At 70.4% G+C, this 24,306-nt stretch carries 23 protein-coding genes and 1 pseudogene; 15 read left to right on the top strand and 9 right to left on the bottom strand.

The features are described 5' to 3' along the window. Positions 1-6: 6 nt before the first annotated feature. The 4 genes and pseudogenes from ABZ070_RS03055 to ABZ070_RS03040 all read right to left on the bottom strand — a co-directional run. Positions 7-702, bottom strand: a complete 696-nt coding sequence (locus ABZ070_RS03055; protein ID WP_356629276.1) for a phosphatase PAP2 family protein — start codon at positions 700-702, stop codon at positions 7-9. A 50-nt stretch (positions 703-752) separates the two neighbouring features. Then, the gene (locus tag ABZ070_RS03050) at positions 753-1,688 is read right to left on the bottom strand and encodes a M56 family metallopeptidase (protein WP_356629274.1); all 936 of its coding nucleotides are present in this window, start codon (positions 1,686-1,688) and stop codon (positions 753-755) included. A gap of 116 nt (positions 1,689-1,804) precedes the next feature. Beyond that, positions 1,805-2,368, bottom strand: a complete 564-nt coding sequence (locus ABZ070_RS03045; RefSeq protein WP_356629272.1) for a DUF5134 domain-containing protein — start codon at positions 2,366-2,368, stop codon at positions 1,805-1,807. A gap of 178 nt (positions 2,369-2,546) precedes the next feature. Then, positions 2,547-2,822 (bottom strand): annotated as a pseudogene (locus tag ABZ070_RS03040) (LysR family transcriptional regulator); the annotation flags it as partial. 599 nt (positions 2,823-3,421) lie between these two features. Between ABZ070_RS03040 and ABZ070_RS03035 the strand changes: the two are divergent. Together ABZ070_RS03035 and ABZ070_RS03030 are read left to right on the top strand one after the other, a co-directional pair. Beyond that, on the top strand, positions 3,422-4,411 hold the full coding sequence (locus ABZ070_RS03035; RefSeq protein WP_356629270.1) for a polyphosphate kinase 2 family protein: 990 nt from the start codon (positions 3,422-3,424) through the stop codon (positions 4,409-4,411). A 175-nt stretch (positions 4,412-4,586) separates the two neighbouring features. Continuing rightward, on the top strand, positions 4,587-4,826 hold the full coding sequence (locus ABZ070_RS03030) for a hypothetical protein (protein WP_356629268.1): 240 nt from the start codon (positions 4,587-4,589) through the stop codon (positions 4,824-4,826). Between the two features lie 139 nt (positions 4,827-4,965). Here the strand turns inward: ABZ070_RS03030 and ABZ070_RS03025 are convergent, their stop codons facing one another. Continuing rightward, positions 4,966-6,066 carry a mechanosensitive ion channel family protein gene (locus ABZ070_RS03025; RefSeq protein ID WP_356629266.1) on the bottom strand — a complete coding sequence of 367 codons (1,101 nt, stop codon included), beginning with the start codon at positions 6,064-6,066 and terminating at the stop codon, positions 4,966-4,968. Positions 6,067-6,690: 624 nt separating this feature from the next. Here ABZ070_RS03025 and ABZ070_RS03020 point away from each other — a divergent pair. Further along, positions 6,691-8,532 (top strand): thiamine pyrophosphate-requiring protein, encoded by a 1,842-nt coding sequence (locus ABZ070_RS03020; protein ID WP_356629264.1) that lies wholly within the window; start codon positions 6,691-6,693, stop codon positions 8,530-8,532. Between the two features lie 191 nt (positions 8,533-8,723). Beyond that, on the top strand, positions 8,724-9,284 hold the full coding sequence (locus ABZ070_RS03015) for a GNAT family N-acetyltransferase (RefSeq protein WP_356629262.1): 561 nt from the start codon (positions 8,724-8,726) through the stop codon (positions 9,282-9,284). Between the two features lie 92 nt (positions 9,285-9,376). Here ABZ070_RS03015 and ABZ070_RS03010 read toward each other — a convergent pair whose 3' ends face one another. Next, a complete protein-coding gene (locus ABZ070_RS03010; RefSeq protein ID WP_356629260.1) occupies positions 9,377-10,060 on the bottom strand; it encodes a glycerophosphodiester phosphodiesterase family protein in 684 nt (227 codons plus the stop codon). A gap of 387 nt (positions 10,061-10,447) precedes the next feature. On the opposite strand from ABZ070_RS03010, the gene ABZ070_RS03005 reads away from it, so the two are divergent. The 4 genes from ABZ070_RS03005 to ABZ070_RS02990 all read left to right on the top strand — a co-directional run bounded on the left by ABZ070_RS03005 (position 10,448) and on the right by ABZ070_RS02990 (position 14,596). Further along, positions 10,448-11,845: a DUF6421 family protein gene (locus tag ABZ070_RS03005; protein WP_356629258.1), complete on the top strand. Its 1,398-nt coding sequence runs from the start codon at positions 10,448-10,450 to the stop codon at positions 11,843-11,845. 23 nt (positions 11,846-11,868) lie between these two features. Continuing rightward, on the top strand, positions 11,869-12,624 hold the full coding sequence (locus tag ABZ070_RS03000) for an SDR family NAD(P)-dependent oxidoreductase (RefSeq protein WP_356629371.1): 756 nt from the start codon (positions 11,869-11,871) through the stop codon (positions 12,622-12,624). Next, positions 12,603-13,682 carry a low specificity L-threonine aldolase gene (locus ABZ070_RS02995; protein ID WP_356629256.1) on the top strand — a complete coding sequence of 360 codons (1,080 nt, stop codon included), beginning with the start codon at positions 12,603-12,605 and terminating at the stop codon, positions 13,680-13,682. Before ABZ070_RS03000 ends, ABZ070_RS02995 begins: the two co-directional genes overlap by 22 nt. A gap of 221 nt (positions 13,683-13,903) precedes the next feature. After that, positions 13,904-14,596, top strand: coding sequence for a phenylalanine--tRNA ligase beta subunit-related protein (locus tag ABZ070_RS02990; RefSeq protein WP_356629254.1), 693 nt, complete (start codon positions 13,904-13,906; stop codon positions 14,594-14,596). A gap of 54 nt (positions 14,597-14,650) precedes the next feature. Here ABZ070_RS02990 and ABZ070_RS02985 read toward each other — a convergent pair whose 3' ends face one another. Next, entirely contained in the window at positions 14,651-15,373 is a 723-nt protein-coding gene (locus tag ABZ070_RS02985; protein WP_356629252.1) for a lysophospholipid acyltransferase family protein, read from the bottom strand. Positions 15,374-15,681: 308 nt separating this feature from the next. On the opposite strand from ABZ070_RS02985, the gene ABZ070_RS02980 reads away from it, so the two are divergent. The 5 genes from ABZ070_RS02980 (at position 15,682) to ABZ070_RS02960 (ending at position 20,220) form a co-directional block, all read left to right on the top strand. Beyond that, entirely contained in the window at positions 15,682-16,014 is a 333-nt protein-coding gene (locus ABZ070_RS02980) for a thioredoxin family protein (protein WP_356629369.1), read from the top strand. Between the two features lie 243 nt (positions 16,015-16,257). Next, a complete protein-coding gene (locus ABZ070_RS02975; protein WP_356629250.1) occupies positions 16,258-16,764 on the top strand; it encodes a flavin reductase family protein in 507 nt (168 codons plus the stop codon). A gap of 194 nt (positions 16,765-16,958) precedes the next feature. Further along, positions 16,959-17,744 carry an electron transfer flavoprotein subunit beta/FixA family protein gene (locus ABZ070_RS02970; protein WP_356629248.1) on the top strand — a complete coding sequence of 262 codons (786 nt, stop codon included), beginning with the start codon at positions 16,959-16,961 and terminating at the stop codon, positions 17,742-17,744. A 55-nt stretch (positions 17,745-17,799) separates the two neighbouring features. Beyond that, on the top strand, positions 17,800-18,762 hold the full coding sequence (locus ABZ070_RS02965; RefSeq protein WP_356629246.1) for an electron transfer flavoprotein subunit alpha/FixB family protein: 963 nt from the start codon (positions 17,800-17,802) through the stop codon (positions 18,760-18,762). Positions 18,763-18,930: 168 nt separating this feature from the next. After that, the gene (locus ABZ070_RS02960; RefSeq protein WP_356629244.1) at positions 18,931-20,220 is read left to right on the top strand and encodes an aldolase/citrate lyase family protein; all 1,290 of its coding nucleotides are present in this window, start codon (positions 18,931-18,933) and stop codon (positions 20,218-20,220) included. A gap of 295 nt (positions 20,221-20,515) precedes the next feature. Here ABZ070_RS02960 and ABZ070_RS02955 read toward each other — a convergent pair whose 3' ends face one another. After that, a complete protein-coding gene (locus tag ABZ070_RS02955) occupies positions 20,516-21,496 on the bottom strand; it encodes a LacI family DNA-binding transcriptional regulator (protein WP_356629367.1) in 981 nt (326 codons plus the stop codon). Positions 21,497-21,721: 225 nt separating this feature from the next. Here ABZ070_RS02955 and ABZ070_RS02950 point away from each other — a divergent pair, with 225 nt between their 5' ends. Then, positions 21,722-22,681 carry an ROK family protein gene (locus ABZ070_RS02950; RefSeq protein ID WP_356629242.1) on the top strand — a complete coding sequence of 320 codons (960 nt, stop codon included), beginning with the start codon at positions 21,722-21,724 and terminating at the stop codon, positions 22,679-22,681. Between the two features lie 186 nt (positions 22,682-22,867). Here the strand turns inward: ABZ070_RS02950 and ABZ070_RS02945 are convergent, their stop codons facing one another. After that, positions 22,868-23,047: a hypothetical protein gene (locus ABZ070_RS02945; RefSeq protein WP_356629240.1), complete on the bottom strand. Its 180-nt coding sequence runs from the start codon at positions 23,045-23,047 to the stop codon at positions 22,868-22,870. Between the two features lie 159 nt (positions 23,048-23,206). Between ABZ070_RS02945 and ABZ070_RS02940 the strand changes: the two genes are divergently transcribed. After that, positions 23,207-24,244, top strand: a complete 1,038-nt coding sequence (locus tag ABZ070_RS02940) for an NUDIX domain-containing protein (RefSeq protein WP_356629238.1) — start codon at positions 23,207-23,209, stop codon at positions 24,242-24,244. Positions 24,245-24,306 lie beyond the last annotated feature (62 nt).

Raw genomic sequence — 24,306 nt, 5'->3', positions numbered from 1 at the left:
GACGGGTCAGCGTCCGCGGGACAAGACCGTGCGCTCGTACGCGGCCACGGCGAGAGCGACGACGCACACGCCGAGCAGCCAGCCGCCGAACACGTCCGAAGGCCAGTGGACACCCAGATAGAGCCGGGTGAAGCCGACCCCTGCCACGGAGACGGCGGCGGCCACCACGCACCACGCCCAGACACGTCCCGCGGTGCCCCACCGCCGCGACAGCCAGAGCAGCAGCCCGCACGTGACCACGGCCGTCATCGCGTGCCCGGAAGGAAAGGCCGCGTAATGGGCCGAGTCGACAGGGTCGGGAAACTGGGGCCGATCACGCCCCACGGCGGCCTTCACCGCTTGCTGGAGCGCCGTCGCGACGGCGCTGGTCACCGCCACCCAGACGGCGAGGAGACGTTCCCTGCGCAGCCACAGCCACACGGCGGCCGCCGCGGCCAGCAGCCGCATCGTCCACGGGTCCCACACCCAGTCGGTCAGTACGCGGTTGACCTGCGTAAACGCCGGCTCGGCCACGGCGGAGCCGTGCAGCGCTTCCACGACCGCCCGGTCGAAGGACATCAGCGGGGCCCACGAGAGTGTGACGGGCACCAGTAGCAGTACGGACAGGGCGGCGAACATGCCACAGACGCGGACGGGGCCGGTCGCCGGGCCCGGTGGTGTCGTGGGGGAGGCGGGGGTGCGGACGGAGCGGAGGGAGGACATGAACACATCCTGTCCCTTTAGTGGCCATCTATCCCACGGTTGGTGGCCATCTATCCCAGCGCGCGCAGCCCCGGAACGAAGGCCACCAGCAGCGGCACCACCGGCACCAGGGCGGCGGCGGCCGTCAGCCGCAGCCGGCGGGCCGGAGTGAGCCGGGGGACCGGAGCCAGCAGCCGGTTCACCCGGTGCGGCAACTCCGCGTCCGGGGTGGGGCACGGCCCGAACACCCCGCGTTCCTCGTTCAGCTCGACCAGCGCCAGCGCGATCGTCAGCCGGCCGAAGCGCCGCGAGGCGACGTCGTCCGCCGCCAGCTCGACCAGCCGGTGCATCTCGTCACGGAACGCGGCGAACACCGGGATCTGCGGAAAGCCGTTGGCCAGGGCCGCGGAGCAGTGCAGCAGCCAGTCGTGCCGGGCCTGGGCATGGCCTTGCTCATGGGCGAGGACGGCGTCGAGCCGGCGGCCCTCCAGGCGGCGCAACGCGGCCGTGGTGATCACCAGTTGCGGGGCCGCGCCCGGCAGCCACCAGGCGTCGGGCCGCTCGCCCTCCAGGACAACCAGCGGCTCGCTGCCGGGCGCCTCGCCGGGCATCAGCGGGGAGCGCACGAGAAGCTCGGCACGACGGCGCCTGCGCAGCAGGCGGGACCTGCGGATCTCCCGGGCGAGCATGGCGCCGGTCCACAGACCGCCGCACGCCAGGCTCACGGCGAGCACCGCGGACCACGGCTCGCCGGCTCCCAGGGCGTACGCCTCGACGACGCCGTTCGGCGCGGACGCGAAGACATGGCCTCGCACGAGCTGCCACGCGGCGGCCGCGCTCAACGTCATCGACAGCGCGAACGACAGCAGCACGGCAGCCACGATGCACTGCCACACCCAGAGGGCGACTACGGGCTCGCGCTCCGGCCAGTCGGCACGCGACAGGAGGCGCGGTGCGACGACGGCGGCCAGTGCGCCGAGCATGAGCAGCGCGAGCGAGACCATCATGGTTGCAGCCTATGAGCGCGGGGCTACTTGCGGGTATGGCCGCGTACGTCAAGTGACGCACACCACGGCGCGACCGGGGCCCTGCGGAGCGGCCGAGCCAGGGCCGTCGAAGCGGCTCACAGGGTCAGCAGCATCGCCAGCATGGCGATGGCCATCGAGACTCTGCAGGCAGGCACGAGCGTCGACGATGAGCCCGGGGAGGTCTGCATCGCGAGCGCGCCACCGCCCGCGGCGGTGAGCGGTATCAGCAGCCGGGGGCCCGATCTCAGCGCGTACAGGGAGAAGTAGACGAGCAGCGCGCCCGTGACGACGGGCACTCCACCGGTCGCCGGACCGCCGTGGCCTCCGGATCCGCCGCCGGTGGCCATGGCCGCAGCCATGTAGATCATCGCGAGGCAGCCGACAGAATGGTGCAGGTGCCGGCCCGCGTGCCGCCGCGGCCGCACCGCGTGCACCGCGGCCGCGCCGAAGACCGCCGCGTACACCACCCAGTGCCACCGGGGTGGTGTGAACACGGTGGCGGGCACCGCCATCGCGGCCATACCGAAACCCATCAGCGCCTCAGCGCCTGCCGCCTCCCGCGCCGGCCCGGAGCAACTGCGCATCCGCAGCAGGCAGTAGGCCCCGGTCGCGGCGCACAGCACCATGAGCAGCCAGCCGGACATCCCTGGTCCGTGCACGGCGTACCTCCCCCTTCGGCCGGCGTTCCACGTCGGTCGAGAAGTCGATGCCCCCGGGCGCGCTGCGTACGCGAGCGCACGGGGGTACAGGGGGAGCGCGACAAGGGCGCAGAGCTCCGCCGCGGCGGTCGGACGTCAGGGTGATGCGTCCCCAGGATGATCGAGGACGGGGCGGCGTTCAGCGCGGGAGCACCCAGCCCGGTGCCCAGGTCCCAGCGGTGTCGTGGCCGGCCGCTGTGGCGGCGAGGTGGGCGCGGAGGGTGACCGGCGCCGGGTGGGGGTTGTCGCGGTGCCAGCGGAGCGCATGCGGGCAGACGGGTGTCGGGTCGGTCACCGGGATGCGGCGCAGGCCGTGGTCGGCGGGCCAGACGAGGCGGGTCTGCTCGCCCATGAAGGTGGCCAGGGCCGGGGTGTCGGCGACGGTGTCGAGGAGCGCGTCGGAGCCGCGATTGGGCGTGCTGGGCGGTTTACTCGGCCCGCGGACAGCCATCGGCCTGGCCGGCGTGCTCCTGCTGGCGACCCCCGCTGCTGCTGTCCCGCCGCGCGGCAGCACTTCCCTCCGAGCCGGAGCCGACACCGAAGCGCCGCACCTGACGGGCCGCCACGGCCGTCACCCGCGACGGGGCTGCCACGAACGCCCGGCCGGCAAGATCCAACAGGCAGCTCCCCATCTGCACGCCCCTTGGAGGGCGATCTTGTCCCCGCAAGCAGACAATGAGCACGAGAGAACCCTCGAGCCTGTGGCGGGATGCGAGGTGCTGCGGTCCGGGGGTCGTGGGACATGGGATCACTACGCCATGACGGTCGAAGAGCAGGCCCCTCAAGTCGGTGAGCACCTTCCCGCCGAGGGCTGCCGCTCCCGGTCTGCCCGTCGACGCCAGGGCAACTGCGGTCGTCCCGGGCTCCGGCGGCAACCGCCCGGGGGCGGCGCAGGGCCGGGCCGTACGGGCCCGAACGCTCCGACGGCCCCGGAAGGGGTGGGATGCGGGCTGTGACCGTTCCCGGTCCCCTGGAGGCCGTGCACGCCCCGGAGCAGAGAAGGGCTGATCGGTGATGGCGGACGAGCGAGCCGAGCGCATCGCGGAGTTCATCGGGCCCCTGCGGGTGAAACCGGGCTCGAAGGTGAACCTGGGCCGGGACTTCGATCCCCGCTACAAGGCCGACCTGAAGAAGCGCGACGGGATCGAGTTGCTGCGGACCGGGGTGTCCCTGCTGGCCGAGTACCAGGAGCGGCTGGCCGCCCAGGACACGTACGGCGTCCTGCTCTGTCTCCAGGCACTGGACGCCGGCGGCAAGGACGGGACGATCCGCCACGTCATGAGCGGCGTCAATCCCCAGGGCGTGCGGGTCAGCAGTTTCAAGGTGCCCTCCAGCGAGGAACTCGACCACGACTACCTGTGGCGCTACGTCCAGCGGCTGCCCCGGCGCGGTGAGATCGCCATCTTCAATCGCTCGCACTACGAGGAGGTTCTTGTTGTCCGAGTCCACCCCGAGAACCTTGTCCGGCAGAAGTTGCCGCACGACGCGCGCGGGCCGGACGTCTGGGACCGTCGTTACCGGGAGATCAACAACTGGGAGCGCTACCTCACGGACAACGGGTTCAAGGTGGTCAAGATCTTCCTGAACATGTCCAAGGAGGAGCAGCGCACCCGCTTCCTGAAGCGGATCGACCTGCCGGAGAAGAACTGGAAGTTCTCCGCGGCCGACGTCCGGGAGCGGCGCCGGTGGGACGACTACCAGCACGCGTTCTCCGAGATGCTGTCGGCCACGAGCACAAAATGGGCGCCGTGGTTCGTCGTGCCGGCGGACCGGAAGTGGTTCGCGCGGATCTGCGCGGCGGCGATCCTCGCCCACACCCTGATGGACATCGATCCTCAGTACCCCGAGGTGGGGGAAGCGGCGCGGAAGGACCTGCTCGCCACCAGACGGGACCTTGAGCGGGAGGCCCCTGCCGGGGCGCCGGCTGATCCGTACGCCGACCGGCATCCGTCGGCCCCGCGGGCCACTGGGCGGAGAGACCGGCCGAAGAAGAAGCGTGGCTAGGCCCTGGGTCATAGCTGCCGAGTGGTCAGCGCAGCAGAAATCGACGAGGTGGCCGAGTGCGTTGACCGAAGGCCGTGGACAGAGCGGTGCGGCCGCCGGTCCCCGTACCGGCCGGGGGCGGTTCACGTCGGGCAGGTCTACGCTGCTGGGGAGGGGGCGCCGGAAGGAGGGCGTGATGCCAGGTTCAACGACGTTGAAGGCCGGGCACGGAGTCGATCCGATCGAGCACACCGATGCCGTGCGACTGGCATCCGTACTGCGGGAACTGAACGGTCTGCTCACCGAGGACGAGCCGAACCGACTCACCGATGCGCAGGTGAGGGCCCTGTGCGCGGGGCAGGAGCACGACCGGCAGGAGTTCGGCGTGTGGCTCGCCCGCGTGACGCAGGACCTGACCCGGAAAGTGACGGAGTAGCGCGGCGGCTCATCGGCGTACCAGCGGTGCGCCTCGTCCGGGCACGCCGAACACGTCACTGCCATGGGCACGTCACCAGCACCCAGGGGCCTGGCGTCCAGGAGAAGCAGCCCGGACGCCCGGCGCCGTACCCCGGGCGTCAAACGCCGGGGTCTGCGAGGGCAGCTGTGGTCAGCGGCTCGTCGGCGGGGCGCTGGTGGGGGATCGGCAGCTCTCCCTGCCGCACGGCAATGGTCCGTGTCGGAGCAGGGATGCTGATGCCCTCGGCACGGTAGCGCCGGTGCAGACGCTTGATGAACTCGTGCTTGATCCGGTACTGGTCACTGAACTCGCCGACCCCCAGAATCACCGTGAAGTTGATCCTGGAGTCGCCGAACGTGTGGAAACGAACGGCCGGTTCGTGATCGGGCAGGGCGCCGGCGACGTCCGTCATCACGCTCTCGACGACCTCGGTCGTGACCCGCTCGACATGGTCCAGGTCGCTGTCGTAGCCGACACCCACCTGGACGTTGAGCGTCATCTGCTGCTCCGGCCGGTGGTAGTTGGTCATGTTGGTGCCGGACAGCTTCGAATTCGGGATGATCACCAGGTTGTTGGAGATGTGGCGCACCACGGTGTTGCGCCAGTTGATGTCGACGACGTAGCCCTCCTCGCCGCTGCTGAGCCGGATGTAGTCCCCGGGCTGCACCGTTCGGGAAGCGAGGATGTGCACACCTGCGAAGAGGTTGGCCAGGGTGTCCTGCAGAGCCAGCGCGACTGCCAGGCCTCCCACACCCAGCGCGGTCAGCAGCGGAGCGATGGAGACGCCCATGGTCTCGAGCACGACAAGGAAGCCCATGGCCAACACCACGACCCGCGTGATGTTCACGAATATGGTGGCCGACCCGGCGACGCCGGACCTGGAGTGCGCCACGGCCTGCACCAGACCGGCGACGATCCTCGCTACCGTGAGCGTCGCAGCCATGATGAGCACGGCGGTGAGCGTCATGGTGACGTTGCGTCCGACCCTGGCGGTGAGCGGCAGAACCGACGCCGCTATCGCCGCGCCGCCGGTGATCGCGGCCCAGGGGACCAGTGCCCGCAGGGCGTCGACGATGATGTCGTCACCGCTCCATCTGGTTCTGCCGGCCCGTTCGCCGAGCCATTTCAGGATCACGCGCAGCAACAGGGCCGCCGCGATGCCGGCGACCAACGCGATCCCCGCGACGGTCACGTCGTGCCATGTGAGGTCCCGATTCACCGATCGCCTCCCGTTGCGCGGAGCAGAGCGCGAGCGGGGGTTGCCGCTATGAGCCGGATGTGATGCATCGTCACCTTGTCATCTGTGCATGCTGGGAGTGCGGTTGTACCTCGCGTCGGGACAAACGGAGTCCACTCGGCGCGACCTGTCATCCTGCCGCACGCCGCAGGCAGCGTTGCGGGTGGGTTCACCGTGGCACGGGCGCCCACTCGAGGGGTCGTCAGCGCGAACCACCGCGGCTTCGCTGCCGCAGAGCTCGGCGGCGGCGTCGTACCGGAACACGTGGCCGCCCGCGATGGGCGGCAGTCGCCGGTGCGATTCGGTGCGCCGAGAGGCCCGGCGCGACCAGCATCGTGCCGTCGGCGAACCGGACGACGATCTCACCCTTACCGTCACCGTCACCGTCACCGGCCCGACATCGACGGAGGCCGAGTCGCGTGCTACTCGATCGTGCCGGGTGTCCAGTGCCGGACGGTCAGCACGCCGGTGCTTCGGGACGACCCTTTCTGGTCTTGCCGCTGGCGGACGAGGCGATGTTTCCCGCACTCGCTCCACGGTTACCCAGGACAGGCCAGGAGACTACGGCGCACACCGCCCGGCCGGACAGTGAGGAGCGCGATCCGGATGGCCAGCACGAAGGTAGCCGACCACATCCTTCAGCGACTGCGTGAATGGGACGTGACGCATGTCTTCTCCTACCCGGGAGACGGCATCAACGGACTGCTGGCCGCATGGGGCCGCGCGGACAACAAGCCGAAGTTCGTGCAGGCCCGCCACGAGGAGATGTCGGCCTTCCAGGCCGTCGGATACGCCAAGTTCTCCGGAAAGGCCGGCGTCTGCGCCGCCACCTCGGGGCCGGGCGCGATCCACCTGCTCAACGGGCTCTACGACGCGAAGCTGGACCATGTCCCGGTCGTCGCCATCGTCGGGCAGACCAACCGCAGCGCGATGGGCGGTTCCTACCAGCAGGAAGTCGACCTGCAGAACCTCTACAAGGACGTCGCGTCCGACTTCTGCGAGACCGTGATGGTCCCGGAACAGCTGCCCAACCTCATCGACCGAGCCATGCGCACCGCCTACGCCCGGGGCACCGTGACTGCGATCATCGTCCCCGCGGACGTTCAGGAACTGGAGTACACCCCGCCGAAGCACGCTTTCAAGATGGTGCCTTCCAGCATGGGCACCGGCCGCTACGCACCCGTGCCCGTGGACGAGGACCTCGAGCGCGCTGCGGAGATCCTCAACTCTGGTGAGAAGGTCGCCCTCCTCGTCGGCCAAGGTGCCCGCGGAGCACGCGCCGAGGTCGAACGGCTCGCCGACGTGCTTGGCGCCGGAGTCGCCAAGGCCCTGCTCGGCAAGGACGTCCTCCCCGACGACCTGCCGTATGTGACCGGCGCGATCGGGCTGCTCGGCACCCGCCCCTCCTACGAGCTGATGCGGGGCTGCGACACCCTGCTGATGATCGGATCGAGCTTCCCGTACACCCAGTTCATGCCCGAGCTCGACCAGGCGCGGGCCGTACAGATCGACATCGACCCGCACATGATCGGCCTGCGGTACCCGTTCGAGGTGAACCTCGTCGGGGACGCCCGCGAAACACTGCGGCGCCTCCTGCCGCGTCTGCACCGCAAGCAGAGCCGCGCCTGGCGCGACGAGATCGAGCAGAGCGTCGACCGCTGGTGGGAGGTGATGCAGCGCAGGGCCGCCGTGGACGCCGACCCGATCAATCCCGAGTACGTGGTGCATGCGCTGGACGGGATGCTGCCCGACGACGCCGTCATCACCGCCGACTCCGGCTCCGCCGCCAACTGGTACGCCCGGCATCTGCGGCTCCGCGGCCGGATGCGGGGCTCCCTGTCCGGGACGCTCGCCACGATGGGCCCCGGCGTCCCGTACGCCGTCGGAGCCAAGTTCGCCCATCCCGACCGTCCCGCGATCGCCCTGGTGGGCGACGGCGCGATGCAGATGAACGGCATGATGGAGATGGTCACGGCGGCGAAGTACTGGCGTGAGTGGTCCGATCCGAGGCTGATCGTGGCGGTGCTGAACAACGGCGACCTCAACCAGGTCACCTGGGAGATGCGGGCCATGTCGGGGGCTCCGCAGTTCGAGGAGTCCCAGCACATCCCCGACCTGCCCTATGCCGACATCGCCGAACGCATCGGTCTGCGGGGGGTGCGGGTCGAGAATCCCCAGCAGGTCCAGGCCGCCTGGAAGCAGGCACTCGCCGCCGACCGGCCCTTCGTGATCGACTTCCGCACCGACCCGGCCGTCCCGCCGATCCCGCCGCACACCTCGCTCGGCCAGATCGAGGCCGCGGCCTCCGCGATCCTGCACGGCGACAGCGCCCGCGGTTCGATGATCCGGCAGGGCTTCAAGGCCAAGGTGCAGGAATTCCTGCCCGGTACCCGGCACCGGGCGGACCGGCCGGGAGCCGCGGACGACGGCGCCGACGACGGCAGGTGACACAGCCTCACCGGCTCAAGGCGCTGAGCCCACGCAGCAGGGGCGATCACGGGGGGAACCGTGGTTTTCCGGGGCAGGGCGACGTGGGCCGCGAGGCCGTGAAGTCGGTCGTCGTACCGGCGGGAAGGCCGGCCGCCGGGCGGGATAGAGTCGTGTCCTCTGCACAGCGGGAGAGACGGAGGGCCCACCCGATGGACACCGCACCGCCGAAGGACTCCGGCGTACTCACCTACCGCGACGCGGTCCAGGCCGATGTCCCGGTACTCGTCGCGCTGATCGAGTCGGCGTACCGCGGTGACTCGAGCCGAGCGGGCTGGACCACGGAGGCGGACATCCTCGCCGGGCAGCGCACCGACCCGCAGGGTGTCCTCGAGGTCGTGACCACGCCCGGCAGCCGGTTGATGATCGTCGAACGGGACGGCGCGCCGATCGCCTGCTGCCAGCTCGAGCACCGTGGGGAGGTGGCCTACTTCGGCATGTTCGCGGTGCGCCCCGAGCTCCAGGGCGCCGGTCTGGGCCGCCGGATCATCGCGGAGGCGGAGCGCAGCGCGCGGGAGACATGGGGCGTCACGCAGATGCACATGACGGTCATCTCCGTGCGCGAGGAGCTGATCGCCTGGTACGAGCGCCGCGGATACCGTCGTACGGGCCGGATGAGCCCCTTTCCGTACGGCGACGAGCGCTTCGGTGTCCCGCAGCGCGACGATCTTGCCTTCGAGCTGCTGGTGAAGGATCTCGTGCAGGGCGGTTGAAGTCCTCTGGGGAGCAACCGCGTACAGGGCGGTTGGAAGCGCCCGCGGGGGACCTGGTGCGAGGCCGGTGAGGCCTCGCACGACGGCGGCCGTCAGGCCGTGAAGCGGCCGGTGCGCCGGATCTCGGGGAAGTCGGTCGTCGCGCCGTCCAACTCGAGAGCGCGCACCAGCCGCAGGTGATCCTGTGTGTTGACCACCCAGCCGATCACACGCAGCCCCTCCGAGTGGGCTCGCTCGACGGTCTCCAGTGTCAGCCGGCGGATGTTCAACGCCAGGCAGTGGGCGCCCACCGCCTTCGCCCGGTCCACGATGTCGGCTCCCCAGCGGCTGGCGATCAGCACTGTGCGCACGCCCGGTACCAGCGCCGAGATCTCGGCGATCGCCTCGTCGTGGAACGAGGACACCTCGACACGCGGCACCAGATCACGCCTGTGCATCACCTCGGCCAGCGCGCGCGCCGCGGCCACGTCCTTGATCTCCGCCTGGAGCGGGGACTTCACGGCGTCGAGGACCTCCTCGAACACCGGCACCCGCTCGCCCCCGCCCGCGTCGAGCTGGCGCAGTTCGGCGAGGGTCTTCTCGGCGATCGGGCCGTTGCCGTCGGTCGTGCGGTCGACGTCGGCGTCGTGCATGACGGCGAGTGCGCCGTCCTTGCTCAGGTGCAGATCCAGCTCGATGGCGTCCATGCCGGACTGCTCGGCGCGGACGAAGGAACGCAGGGTGTTCTCCGGCTCGACGCCCATGACCCCGCGATGACCGATGGTGAGGAAAGTCAAGATTCTCTCGCTTCCGTCGACGGCGGCTCCCGCGGGGCGCAGCCTGGCACCCGGCGGTAAGGACGCAGCCTAACGGCCTGTCCCGGTGACGGAACCGCTCTCGCACGGGGTGTCCGGAAGCCGTACACCCGGGCCGTGTCGCGCACCGCGGGCCCCGGCCGTAGGGGCGCTTCACCCGCGGGTGGGCGCGTCCTCGGGCGGTTGACGGCGCGATCGCTCGTGGTCCCGACCAGAGCCGCCGATGCGACCGTATCGCGGGCCCCTCGCCGCAAAAACTGCGGCGATCAGGGGGGTGGCGCAGGATAATTTCCCAAGCCTCTACTTGTGGGAGAGAACCGCGCATGGATACGGTGTCTTGACGCGAGGTTCTCCCGTGAAGGAAGTGACATGACGGAAATTCTTGTGCAGGACGTGGCCACAGGGGGCATATCCCGGGCCGACAGGGTGATCGACCACCCGAGCTGGCCGACGCTCAAGAATGCCGTCGAGCGGATCCGTCCCTGGCAGTCCAAGGACGGCTCGATCGACTTCGACGCAGAGGACGCGCCGGCCCGAGCCACGGTGGAGGCCGCCCTTGACCGTGTGATCGGCGCCGTGGAGGACCTGTCCCCGCTGCTGCCGCACGACGCCGCGTACCACCGCGCCCTCGTGGCCGACCTGCGCAAGTGGGCCGGCTCGGGCTTCGAGGTGCCGGACTTCCTGGACTCGCTGCTCGCCTTCCACCCGGCCGCGGGCCGCGAGGACGGCCTTCAGCACCTGGTCGTCTTCCCGATGTACACGCAGAACGGGAACCCCGACCGCAATCTCGAGGCCGTCGTGCTTCGGATGGTGTGGCCGGAGTGGCTCTCCGAGCTGGAGCGCACCCGGTACGACAACCCGCTCTTCTGCGGCATCACCTTCGAGGACTTCACCGCCGGTTACGACACGAACTCCGCGGTGCTCTTCCCCGAGACCATCGCCGTGCGCGAGGCGCCCGAACGCTTCACCTGGGGCGGCATCTTCTGCGACCGCGAGGCCGCCCGCTTCCGCGCCGTCACCGACGAGGCCGTGCGCGTGCTCGGCCTGGAGCTGCCCGACGACATCCGCGAGATGGTGGCCGACCAGAAGCGCTGCGAGCAGGCCTTCGTGCTCTGGGACATGGTCCACGACCGCACCCACAGCCATGGCGACCTGCCCTTCGACCCGTTCATGATCAAGCAGCGCCAGCCGTTCTGGATGTACGGCCTGGAGGAGCTGCGCTGCGACCTCACCGCGTTCAAGGAGGCCGTGAAGCTGGAGGCCGAAGGCAACCAGCACGGCCGTGACGTCCAGTACGCGGTGCTCTTCGACCGGATGTTCCGCTTCCCGGTCTCCGGCGACCGGGTCCGCAACTACGACGGCCTCGGCGGCCAGCTGCTCTTCGCGTACCTGCACAAGCACGATGTCGTCCGCTGGACGGACAACACCCTGAAGATCGACTGGGAGCGTGCCCCGCAGGTCACCAACCAGCTCTGCGGTGAGATCGAGCAGCTCTACCGCGACGGCATCGACCGCCCCAAGCTGGTCCACTGGTTCGCCGCGTACGAACTGGTCTCCACCTACCTGGCGCCCCACCCGGGCTCGCGCTGGGCCAAGGGCCCCGACGCTCTCGACCTGTCCCAGCCGCCCCGCAAGCTTGTCGACGACGTGCTTCCGGACGAGTTTCCGCTGAGCATGTTCTATGAGGCGCTTTCCAAGAAGCTGAAGAACGTGATCGCCTCCACCAAGGGGATCACCGCCGCTTCCGCTTCCGGAGCTGCCGCGTGAGCTCTCGCATCCAGGAGGCGACCATGAAGACCAACGGCAGCGGTGCTCTGGACGGCGCAGTGGTCGCAGTGGCGGGCGCGGCCGGCCCGGCCGGCCGGGCCGCGCTGCTGAGGCTGGCGGAGGCGGGCGCCATCGTCGTCGCCTCCGACGCCGACCCCCAGCGGCTCGCAGAGGCGGTGGACGCCGCCAGGTACGCCCACGGTGGGGCCACCGTCACCGGTGACACCGTCGACCTGCTCGACCTGGACGCCGCCCGAGACTGGGCCGACAAGACGGAGAAGGAGTTCGGGCGGATCGATGGTCTGGTCCACCTCGTCGGCGGCTGGCGCGGCAGTGCCACGTTCGCCGAGACCAACCCGGCGGACTGGGAGCTGCTCGAGAAGCTGCTGATCCGTACCGTCCAGAACACCTCGCTGGCCTTCCACGAAGGGCTGCAGCGCAGCGACAAGGGCCGTTATGTGCTGATCAGCGCGGCCGGGGCCTCCAACCCCACCGCGGGCAACGCCGCCTACGCGGCGGCCAAGGCCGCCGCCGAGGCGTGGACGCTGGCCCTCGCCGACGCCTTCCGCAAGGCGGGGGGCGAGCAGGGCCTCACGTCGGCGGCTGCCATCCTGGTCGTCAAGGCACTGGTGCACGACGCGATGCGCGCCGAGCGCCCGAATGCGAAGTTCGCGGGCTTCACCGACGTGGCGGAGCTGGCCGAGGCCATCGCCGGAGTCTGGGACCGGCCCGCCCAGGAAGTGAATGGACAGCGTCTGTGGCTGACCCCCAAACCGTGAAGACCGACGCCAGGCGCCACCACGACCCGTCCGTGCGCGGGTTCGCCAGCGACAACTACGCGGGGGCTCACCCCGAGGTGCTCGCGGCGCTCGCCCTCGCCAACGGCGGCCACCAGGTCGCCTACGGCGGGGACGAGTACACCGACCATCTCCAGCGGATCATGCACAGCCACTTCGGGCCGACGGCGGAGGCGTTCCCGGTCTTCAACGGCACCGGCGCCAACGTGACCGCCCTCCAGGCGCTCACCGACCGCTGGGGCGCCGTGATCTGCGCCGAGAGCGCCCACATCAACGTCGACGAGGGCGGCGCTCCGGAACGGATGGGCGGCCTGAAGCTGCTGACCGTACCGACGCCGGACGGCAAGCTCACGCCCGAGCTCATCGACCGCCAGGCGTGGGGCTGGGACGACGAGCACCGTGCGATGCCACAGGTGGTGTCGATCACCCAGAACACGGAACTCGGCACGGTCTACACCGTGGACGAGATCCGCGCGATCGTCGATCACGCGCACGGCCACGGCATGAAGGTCCACCTCGACGGGGCCCGGATAGCCAATGCCGCGGCCTCGCTGAACGTCCCGATGAGGGCGTTCACCAACGCTGCCGGCGTCGATGTCATGACCTTCGGCGGCACCAAGAACGGCATGCTCTTCGGTGAAGCGGTCGTCGTCCTGAACCCGGACGCGGTCAGCCACATGAAGCATCTGCGCAAGCTGTCCATGCAGCTCGCCTCCAAGATGCGTTTCGTCTCGGTGCAGTTGGAAGCACTGCTCGCCAAGGATCTGTGGCTGCGCAACGCCCGCCACTCCAACGAGATGGCCCAGCGGCTCGCCGCCGGTGTGCGCCAGGTGGACGGGGTGGAGATCCTCTACCCGGTGCAGGCCAACGCCGTCTTCGCCCGCCTTCCGCACGAAGTGAGCGAGCGACTGCAGAAGCGGTTCCGCTTCTACTTCTGGGACGAGGCGGCCGGCGACGTGCGCTGGATGTGCTCGTTCGACACCACGGAAGAGGACGTGGACTCCTTCGTGCAGGCGCTCAAGGAAGAGATGGCGCGCTAGCCCCCATTTCCCGGCGTGCACAGGCAGGACGGCTCCAGCGTGCGCAAGAGGACGGCCGATCGGACAAGTCATTGACTGTCGATCGGCCGTTTTCCTGTGCCCGCCTCGAAGGCGGTCCAGCATGATGGACTGTCCAGTGCTCTATGCTGTACTGGACCCGGTCCTCAAGACCTGGCAGACCCCTCCCCACCGCACCCCGAACAGCCGAAGGCAAGCAGGCGATGACCCTCCAGCTCACTGTGTCCGACGAAGTGCGCGCGCTGGCGCCCGGCTTCACCCACGTCGCCGTCGAGGCGCGCGGACTCGTCAACGGCCCCAGCAGCGCAGACAGCTCTGCTCTCCTAAACGAGGCAGCCCGCCGGCTCGTGACCCGGCTCGGCGGACGCGCTCCGCACGAGGACCCGCACATGGCCGCCTGGCGCCAGGCGTACACGGCCTTCGGCGCCAAGCCGTCCCGCACCCGCAACTCCGCCGAGGCGCTGGCCAAGCGGGCGCTCGCCGACGGCGGGCTGCCCCGGATCAACCTCCTGGTGGACCTCTACAACGCCATCAGCGTGTCGCATCTGATCCCCGTCGGCGGTGAGGACACCGACCACATCAGGGGCGGCATGCGGCTCGTACGGGCCGACGGCGAAGAGCCCTTCGTCACCATGGCCGGCGGCGAGCGCGTCGTGGAGCACCCCGACGCCGGCGAGGTCGTCTGGTGCGACGACGAAGGCGTCACCTGCCGGCGCTGGAACTGGCGCCAGGGAGTGCGTACGCGTCTTGCCGAGGAGTCGGTGAACGCCCTGTTCCTGCTCGAGGGAATGGGCCCGGCGGCGGACGGCGAGCTCGAGGCCGCAGCCGCCGAACTCGCCGAATCGCTGGAGAAGTTGAGCCCCGGGGCGCGGATCACCGTCCACCCCCGGGCCTGACCTGCCCCGCGGCGTGTCGGCCGTGGTCCTCGGGCCGACACGCCCTCGCGTGGTCTAGTGGGCCTCGCGGACCTCGGCGGGCGTCGGGGCCGTACCGCCGAGATGCGCGGGCACCCACCAGGTGTCTGTCGCGTCCTTGGGGCGCACCGGATAGGCGCGCTGAGCCGCCTCGAGCAGCTCCTGCACCCGCTCACGGAGTCGGCGGGTGATCGCGCCCGCGTACTGGTCGGCGGGTGCCTCGACGGCCTCGCCGACCCGGATCGTCACCGGGATGTGCGATCGCCTGAAGTTGCGCGGCCGTCCCTTGGTCCACAGGCGCTGGGTGCCCCACAGGGCCATCGGGATCAGCGGTACACCGGCCTCCTGGGCGAGCCGGGCCGCACCGGACTTGAACGACTTCAGCGTGAACGACTGCGAGATCGTCGCCTCGGGGAAGACGCCGATGATCTCGCCCGAGCGCAGCGAGTCCAGCGCGTGCGCATAGGCCGCCTCGCCCTGCTTGCGGTCCACCGGAATGTGCTTCATGCCCCGCATCAACGGCCCGGAAATCTTGTGCCGGAAGACGGAGTCCTTCGCCATGAAGCGGACCAGGCGCTTCTGCGGCAGGGCGCCGAGGCCGGTGAAGATGAAGTCCAGATAGCTGATGTGATTGCTGACCAGCACTGCTCCGCCGGTTCGCGGAATGTTCTCCGACCCCTGAGTGTCGATCTTCAGGTCGAGCGCCTTGAACATCGTACGAGCGGCGCCGATGACCGGCCGATAGACGAGCTCTGCCATGGGGGGAGGACCCTTTCGTCATGCCCGGGGAGGGTTCGCCCGGTGGAAGTTACGCCGCCGTAGGTTTGCGGCATAGCGCGATCGTCCCCCATGTGTGGCGTACTGACCAGCCCTGGTGGCCTGCGAAGGCGAGATTCTCATCACGTCGTCCCAGGGAACTCCAGTACGGTTTCGGGGCGCGGGAATCCTTGCCGCCAGGTGAATGCTGCAGTTCTGGGGATGAACCCGGGGCGAGGGAAAGGACGAAGGTGCGCGCTCAGGACGCGGAACGGCGAAGTGGTGGATCGGATCCGGACACGGAACGGCGGATCGGTGAAACGGACCCGGGCACGGAACGACGGCTCGATGAAACGGACTTGGGTGCGGAACTCGGCGAGCGGGCGACACTCGTCCAGTTCTCCACCGCCTTCTGCCAGCCGTGCCGGGCCACCCGCCGCACCCTGGCCGATGTCGCCGCCATGGTCGACGGAGTCGTCCATGTCGAGGTCGACGCGGAGGAACGCCTCGCACTCGTGCGCCGGCTGGGCATCGTCAGGACACCCACCGTGCTGGTCCTCGACGCGGGCGGACGGATCGTCACCAGAGCCTCCGGCGCGCCTCGCAGAGCCGACGTCATCGCGGCGCTCGGGCGGGCGGTGTGACACCTACCCGGCAGGCGCCGTGACATGGGCTCGAACGGGCGGCGCGGCATCCGTGACGCTGGTCGCACCTCCCTGTGCGCACTTGACTGTGCACGCCAAGTATCGCCAGGCTGGCTCCCGTGCCTCCAGTACTCCTTCTGTACGGGCGGGTCCATGTCGACCTCGCCCGGAACGCGAGCGCGCGTTGTCCGGCTGTCCGAGCAGCCACAGCCGCATGATTCGCACACCCAGAAGGAAACCTCGATGACGGCATCGCCCGATCTCGGCACCACTCGGCTCGCCTCCCCCGACCTCCTCCGCTCTGTTTTCCGGCAGCACGCGGCGGGCGTCGCGGTGATCACCGCGGGCGGCCCACGCCCGGTCGGGTTCACCGCCACCTCGCTTACCTCAGTGGCCGCGGAGCCGCCGCTGATCTCCTTCGGCGTCGGAACCGGCTCTTCGAGCTGGCCGGTCGTGGCGAACGCCGACCACGTCGGCGTCCACATACTCGGCGAGCACCAGCAGGAGCTGGCCGCCACCTTCGCGCGCAGCGGTGCCGACCGGTTCGCGCCGCCCACGAGCTGGCGCACAGGGCCCGAGGGCGTTCCCGTGCTCGACGGGGTGCTGGCGTGGATGGTGTGCCGTGTCGTCGCCAGGGTGCCCGCGGGGGACCATCGCATCGTGATCGCCGAGGCCGTTGTCGGCGACCCGGCGGGCGGGGGCCGGCCGCTGCTGTACCACCAGGGACGCTTCACCGCGCTGAGGGACTGAGCCCAGTGGCGCAGCGGTTATGCCGTTGTCAAGGTCACAGTTCAAAGCGCTTGCTTAGCGGGAACACTGTGGGTGTACTGACGAGTAATATTTCGTTCGGAGCGCGGCCCGCCCCGACCGGGATCCGCCCCATCGGACGCCTATGCTGCGTTCACAAGGCAGTCCAGTAGAGACGATGCAGTAGGAGAGCCGGCGTGAGCCTGAGGATCGTTGTCTGTGTGAAGTACGTGCCCGACGCCACCGGCGATCGGCACTTCGCCGATGACCTGACCGTCGACCGAGACGACGTCGACGGCCTGCTGTCGGAGCTGGATGAGTACGCGGTGGAGCAGGCGCTGCAGATCGCGGACGAGGCGGACGACGCCGAGGTCACCGTGCTGACCGTCGGCCCCGAGGACGCCAAGGACGCGCTGCGCAAGGCGCTGTCGATGGGTGCGGACAAGGCCGTCCATGTCGAGGACGACGACCTGCACGGCACCGATGTGATGGGCACCTCGCTGGTGCTGGCCAAGGCGATCGAGAAGACCGGTTACGACCTGGTCATCTGCGGTATGGCCTCCACCGACGGCACGATGGGCGTGCTGCCGGCGATCCTGTCGGAGCGCCTCGGTGTCCCGCAGGTCACGCTGCTCTCCGAGATCTCGGTCGAGGACGGCACCGTCAAGGGCCGTCGTGACGGCGACACCGCCTCCGAGCAGCTCGAGGCGTCGCTGCCGGCCGTCGTGTCCGTGACGGACCAGTCGGGCGAGGCGCGTTACCCGTCCTTCAAGGGCATCATGGCCGCCAAGAAGAAGCCGGTGGAGTCCCTGGACCTCGAGGACCTCGAGATCGACGCCGAAGAGGTCGGCCTCGAGGGCGCCTGGACCAAGGTCGACTCGGCCGCGCAGCGTCCGGCCCGCACCGCCGGAACGATCGTCAAGGACGAGGGCGAGGGCGGCAAGCAGCTGGCCGAGTTCCTGGCCGGCCAGAAGTTCATCTAAGGCTTCGGCCCCAACCGCCCCCTTCACACTTCGCAAGCAGGAGAGAAGAAGTCCCATGGCTGAAGTTCTCGTCTACGTCGACCACGTGGACGGTGCCGTCCGCAAGCCCACCCTGGAGCTGCTGACGCTGGCCCGCCGTATTGGTGAGCCCGTCGCCCTCGCACTGGGCGCCGGCGCCGAAAACACCGCCGCCGCGCTCGCCGAGCACGGTGCGGTGAAGGTGCTGACGGCCGACGCCCCGGAGTTCGCCGAGTACCTCGTCGTCCCGAAGGTCGACGCGCTGCAGGCCGCGTACGAGGCAGTCTCCCCGGCCGCCGTGCTCGTCCCGTCCTCCGCCGAGGGCAAGGAGATCGCGGCCCGCCTCGCGGTCCGTATCGGTTCCGGCATCATCACCGACGCCGTCGACCTCGAGGCCGGTGACGAGGGCCCGGTCGCGACGCAGTCCGCGTTCGCCGCCTCCTTCACCACCAAGTCCCGTGTCTCCAAGGGCACCCCGGTCATCACGGTCAAGCCGAACTCGGCCGCCGTGGAGGCCGCCCCGGCCGCGGGCGCCGTCGAGGCGCTTGCCGTGTCGTTCTCGGAGAAGGCCACCGGCACCAAGATCGTCTCGCGTACCCCGCGCGAGTCGACCGGCCGCCCCGAGCTGACCGAGGCGGCGATCGTGGTCTCCGGTGGCCGTGGCGTCAACGGCGCGGAGAACTTCGCGATCATCGAGGCGCTCGCCGACTCCCTCGGTGCCGCCGTGGGTGCCTCGCGTGCCGCTGTCGACGCCGGCTGGTACCCGCACACCAACCAGGTCGGCCAGACCGGCAAGTCGGTCTCCCCGCAGCTGTACATCGCCTCCGGCATCTCCGGCGCGATCCAGCACCGGGCCGGCATGCAGACCTCGAAGACCATCGTGGCCATCAACAAGGACGCCGAGGCCCCGATCTTCGACCTGGTCGACTACGGCGTGGTCGGCGACCTCTTCGAGGTCGTCCCGCAGCTGACCGACGAGGTCAAGACCCGCAAGGGCTGATCTGCGCATCGTCCGGCCCGGGGCCGCGTGGTGATCTTCACCGCGCGGCCCCGGTCCGTTGAGGCGCACCATTGACGCAGATCACGGCGCCGCATTAACTTCATTCAACAGAATGTTGAATCCGTGATGCGGAAACCACGGATCCCGAAGTGTGCGGAGGGTGTGGGAATGGGTCAGCAGGAGAAGGTGGCGACGAGCCTCGCCGGCGCGGTCAGCGAGGGCATCAGCGCCTCCCTGGCGACGGTGGACGCGGAACTCGCCCGCCGCTACCCCGGGGATCCCGGCACGCGCCAGCCCGTCCACACCGTCTACGTCCCCGGCGACGACTTCACCGCCGGCACGATCCGCTCGTGGGGCGACAAGGCACTCGCCGCACTCGACGAGCACGCTCCCGACGCCCGCACCTTCGCGCGCGTCCTCGGCCTCGCGGACGAGCTCGCGGAGCCGGTGTACACGCGCGTCCGCGCCAAGCTGGAGCACGAGCCGATCGAGGACCTGCGCGTCGACTTCGAGGACGGCTACGCGGGCGACGACGAGGACGCCGACGCCGCACGCGCGGCGCGGCTCATTTCAGAGGCGTACGAACAGGGCACCGCCGCCCCGTACATGGGGATCCGGATGAAGTGCATGGAGGCCGCCGTACGGGGCCGCGGCATCCGCACCCTCGACGTCTTCCTCACCGGCCTGACGGAGCGCGGCGAACTGCCCGACGGGCTCGTACTGACCCTCCCCAAGGTCACCTACACGGAGCAGGTCACCGCCATGGTGCGGCTGGTCGAGGCGTTCGAGAAGGCCCGTGGTCTGGAGCCCGGCCGCATCGGGTTCGAGATCCAGATCGAGACCAGCCAGTCCATCCTCGGCGCCGACGGCACCGCCACCGTCGCCCGTATGATCGACGCGGCCGAGGGTCGCGCCACCGGACTGCACTACGGCACCTTCGACTACAGCGCCTGCCTCGGCGTCAGCGCCGCCCACCAGGCCAGCGACCACCCCGCCGCCGACCACGCCAAGGCGGTCATGCAGGTCGCCGCCGCGGGCACCGGCGTACGCGTCTCCGACGGATCCACCAACGTCCTGCCCGTCGGCCCGACCGAGAAGGTCCACGACGCCTGGCGGCTCCACTACGGCCTCACCCGTCGCGCACTCGCCCGCGCCTACTACCAGGGCTGGGACATGCACCCCGGCCACCTGCCCACCCGTTACGCCGCCGTGTTCGCCTTCTACCGCGAGGGCTTCGAGCAGGCCGCGGCCCGGCTCGCCGCCTACGCCAACCACGCCGGCGGCGACGTCATGGACGAGCCCGCCACCGCCAAGGCCCTGAGCTCCTACCTGCTGCGCGGCATCGACTGCGGCGCCCTGGACACTGCGGAAGTCGCCCGCCTGACAGGCCTGACCCGCGCCGATCTCGACGGCTTCGCCCGGCCCCGGCGCGGCGACCTGACTGCCACGGCCGGGTGACACTTCCTGCTGCCCCGCGTCGCGACCGTTGTCACGACGCGGGGCGTTCGCGGTCGTGCGGCTACCACCCCTGCGCCCTCCGGCGCCCGTGCCCAGGGCGACCGCGTCGGCGGTGGCGATCGCGGTGACGGCCGGCCACGAGGTGAGGCAGAGGTGCTGGTCGCTGACGAGCGTCCCTGCCACCGGCCGCGAACACCGGATCGACGCTCATGAAGACGCCGAAGTCATGGGTCGAGGCTCGGCGATCAGCCCGTGCCGGGCCTGCCGGTCTGCCGACCGGGCCCGCCGCACCGGATCACGACGCCGGGGGGATCTCCCCCGAACCGCGCGGGATCAGCACCGTCTCCAGCGCCGTCTGGGCCGGCTCCTCGTTCACCCCGTCGAGCCGGCGGAACAGCCGCTCGGCCGCGGTGCGCCCGAGCGCCGCGGCGTCCTGGGCTATGACGGTGATGCCGAGCAGGTCCGCGAGCTCGATGTCGTCGAACCCGACCAGGGCGATGCGCTTCTCGTACGTCGCGAGGGCGCGGACCGCCGTCACGGTGACGCGGTTGTTGCCGGCGAAGATCGCGGTGACCGGTTCGGGCCCTTCGAGCACCGCGGTGACGGCCGCCTGCACCCGCTCCGGAGCCGTCGAGCCGAGCGCGACCCACGAGTCGTCGATCTCGAGACCGGCGTCCTCCATGGCGGCACGGTAGCCGCGGAGCCGCTCCACGGCGGTGTGGATACGCGGTTGGTCCCCGATGAACGCGATCCGCCGGTGACCGTGCGCGATCAGATGCGCCACGCCCGCCCGCGCGCCGCCGAAGCTGTCGGAAAGCACCACGTCCGCGTCGATCCGGCCGGCCGGGCGGTCGACGAACACCGTCGCGATGCCCGCCTTGATCTCGGGTTCCAGGTAGCGGTGGTCGTGTCCGGCGGGAATCACGATCAGGCCGTCCACCCTGCGGGCGCACAGCGCCAGCACCAACTCCTGCTCGCGGTCCGGGTCCTCGGCGCTGGAACCGTTGATGAGCAGTGCGCCGTGGGCGCGGGCGACCTCTTCGACGGCACGGCTGAGGGGGCCGTAGAACGGGTCGGCGAGGTCCTCCAGCACCAGGCCGATGGAGGCGGTGCGCCCCTTGCGGAGCACACGGGCGCTGTCGTTGCGGCGGAAGCCGAGCGACTCGATCGCCTCCTGCACCCGGCGCTCGGTGTCCGGGGTGACGCCTGGCTCGCCGTTGACCACGCGGGAAACCGTCTTCAGTCCGACTCCGGCCCGCGCGGCGACATCCTTCATCGTGGGCCGATTCCCGTAGCGGGGCTCGGGGCCGCGAGGGCTGCCCGGGGGCGGCAGGGGACGGGTCGAATCGGCCACAGTGCGCTGTCCTGTCTGGGTCTCGGCGGTCACGATCGTCGTATAGGTAGCGTGTGGCGTCGAGCATAGGCCCTGGACAACGTTGTCAGGGGAATGGAGACTGTTATCGAAACCGCAGGTCCGACAGCTCCGGGGGATCCCGTACCGATGCATAACAGCCTCGTCGCCGCGCTCGACATCGGTGGCACCAAGATCGCCGGCGCGCTGGTGGACGGCAATGGCGCGATCCTTCTCCGCGCGCAGCGCCCCACACCCGCCCGCGAAGACGGCGACACGGTGATGCACGCGGTCGAGAACGTTCTCGCCGAGCTGACCGCCTCCCCGCTGTGGCCGAGGGCGACGGCGCTCGGCATCGGCAGCGCGGGGCCCGTCGACGCCTCCGCCGGTACGGTCAGCCCGGTCAACGTGCCCGGCTGGCGCGGCTTTCCGCTCGTCGACCGCGTGTCCCGGGCCGTGGGCGGTCTGCCCATCACGCTGGTCGGCGACGGGGTCGCCATGACCGCGGCCGAACACTGGCAGGGCGCGGCACGCGGCCACGACAACGCGCTGTGCATGGTCGTCTCCACCGGCGTCGGCGGCGGTCTGGTGCTGAACGGCACGCCGCACGCCGGACCCACCGGCAACGCGGGCCACATCGGCCACATCAGCGTCGACCTCAACGGCGACCTGTGCCCGTGCGGGGCCCGGGGATGTGTGGAGCGCATCGCCAGCGGACCCAACATCGCCCGCCGGGCGCTGGAGAACGGATGGCGCCCCGGGCCGGACAAGGACACCTCCGCCGCAGCGGTCGCCGCCGCCGCGCGTGCCGGCGACGCCATCGCCGTCGCCTCCTTCGAGCGGGCTGCTCAGGCGCTCGCCGCGGGGATCGCCGCCACGGCGACGCTCGTCGAGATCGAGATCGCCGTGATCGGCGGGGGAGTGGCCGGGGCCGGCGAAGTGCTCTTCGCCCCGCTGCGCCGCGCCCTGCGGGACTACGCGACGCTGTCCTTCGTGCGGCACCTGAGCGTGACACCGGCTCTGATGGGGACGGATGCCGGGCTGGTCGGTGCGGCGGCCGCGGCGATGCTGGGGCGTGAGTCCCGGGCGATTCCCGCGGGACGCGCCTGACGGGACGCGGGGGCGCTGCGCCCCGGGGGCTTCGTGGTGCGCGGCGTTGGGTTCCGCGGCGTTTGCGGTCCAGGGCGCTGCGCCCCGGGGGCGTCGTGGGGGCCGCCGGGAAGGCACCGTCGTGGTAGTCGCCCACGCCGTCGCGCGTCGGTCACCACCAGGCGGAGGAAACCGAGCCCCGCGGGTTCACCACCCGCGGTCCGAGCCCTGCTGCTGGGGGACCACGACCAGGAACGCGTCCGACTCCAGGTCCATGACGACTTCGGCCGCCAAGCCCTCGTCCCTGCGGTGGCGGGCGTACTCCTCCGCCTGCCGACTGCCGCGCGGATCACCCGCGGGGAACTTCTCCAACACCGTGCGGCGCATGACGCACCCCCTTGTCTCTCCCGCTCCAACGACGCTGCGCGGCGGGTGTCACGGCCCGGCCACAGTTGGGGTGTGTGATCGGCCAACCGGTTCCGGTGCGGCGTTTCCGTGGCAGGGTGTTGCGGGCAATCCACTGTCGGCTACGGAAGAGGGGGACCCGTGATCGTCTGGATCAACGGTGCGTTCGGTGCGGGCAAGAGCAGCACCGCGCGCGAACTGATCGACCTGATCCCCAACAGCACGCTGTTCGACCCCGAATTGATCGGCAGCGGCATGCGCCGCCTGCTGCCCGCCAAACGCCTGGCCGAGGTGGGCGACTACCAGGATCTGCCGATCTGGCGGCGGCTCGTCGTGGACACGGCCGCCGCGCTGCTCGCCGAGGTGGGCGGCGTGCTGGTGGCCCCCATGACCCTGCTGCGGCAGGACTACCGGGACGAGATCTTCGGCGGGCTCGCCGCCCGCCGGATAGCCGTGCGGCATGTGCTGTTGGCGCCTGACGAAACGATTTTGCGCGCTCGGATCGCCGGACGTGAGGCCTTCGAGGACGACCCGGCGGAGAGCGAGCGCACGCGCCGGTGGGCGTTCGGCAACATCGAGCGTTACCAGGCCGCGCTCGGCTGGCTCACCGCCGACGCCCATCTGATCGACAACAGCAGGCTCGGCACGCAGGAGACGGCCGCCGCCGTGGCCGAAGCCGTACGCACGGGCTCGGCAACGGTCAGCGACATCGTTCAGACCCCGGAGCCGACCGGCGAGACGCTCGCCGCCGGCGTGCTCCTCTTCGACCAGCACGACCGGGTACTTCTCGTCGACCCGACCTACAAACCCGGCTGGGAATTCCCCGGCGGCGTCGTCGAGCGCGGCGAAGCACCGGCCCGGGCGGGCATGCGCGAGGTCACGGAGGAGCTCGGCATCGAACTCACCGCCGTACCCCGGCTGCTGGTCGTCGACTGGGAACCCCCGCGTCCGCCCGGCTACGGCGGACTGCGGCTGCTCTTCGACGGCGGCCGGCTCGCGGACGCCGACGCCGCGCGTGTCCTGCTCCCCGGCTCAGAGTTGCGCGGCTGGAAGTTCGTCGCCGAACAGGAGGCGGCGGACCTGCTGCCGCCCGCCCGCTACGAACGACTGCGCTGGGCCCTGCGAGCCCGCGAACGCAGCACGGTACTCAACCTCGAGGCCGGCGTCCCTGTCGGATAGCGCATCAGGTCCGGCAGCCGGCGCAGGCCGGTCCGGGTGACGAAACCGGCCGGCATGAGGGC

The organism is Streptomyces sp. NPDC006283 (assembly GCF_040613325.1).
Lineage (GTDB): Bacteria > Actinomycetota > Actinomycetes > Streptomycetales > Streptomycetaceae > Streptomyces.
This window is presented reverse-complemented; position numbering and strand designations above follow the sequence as displayed.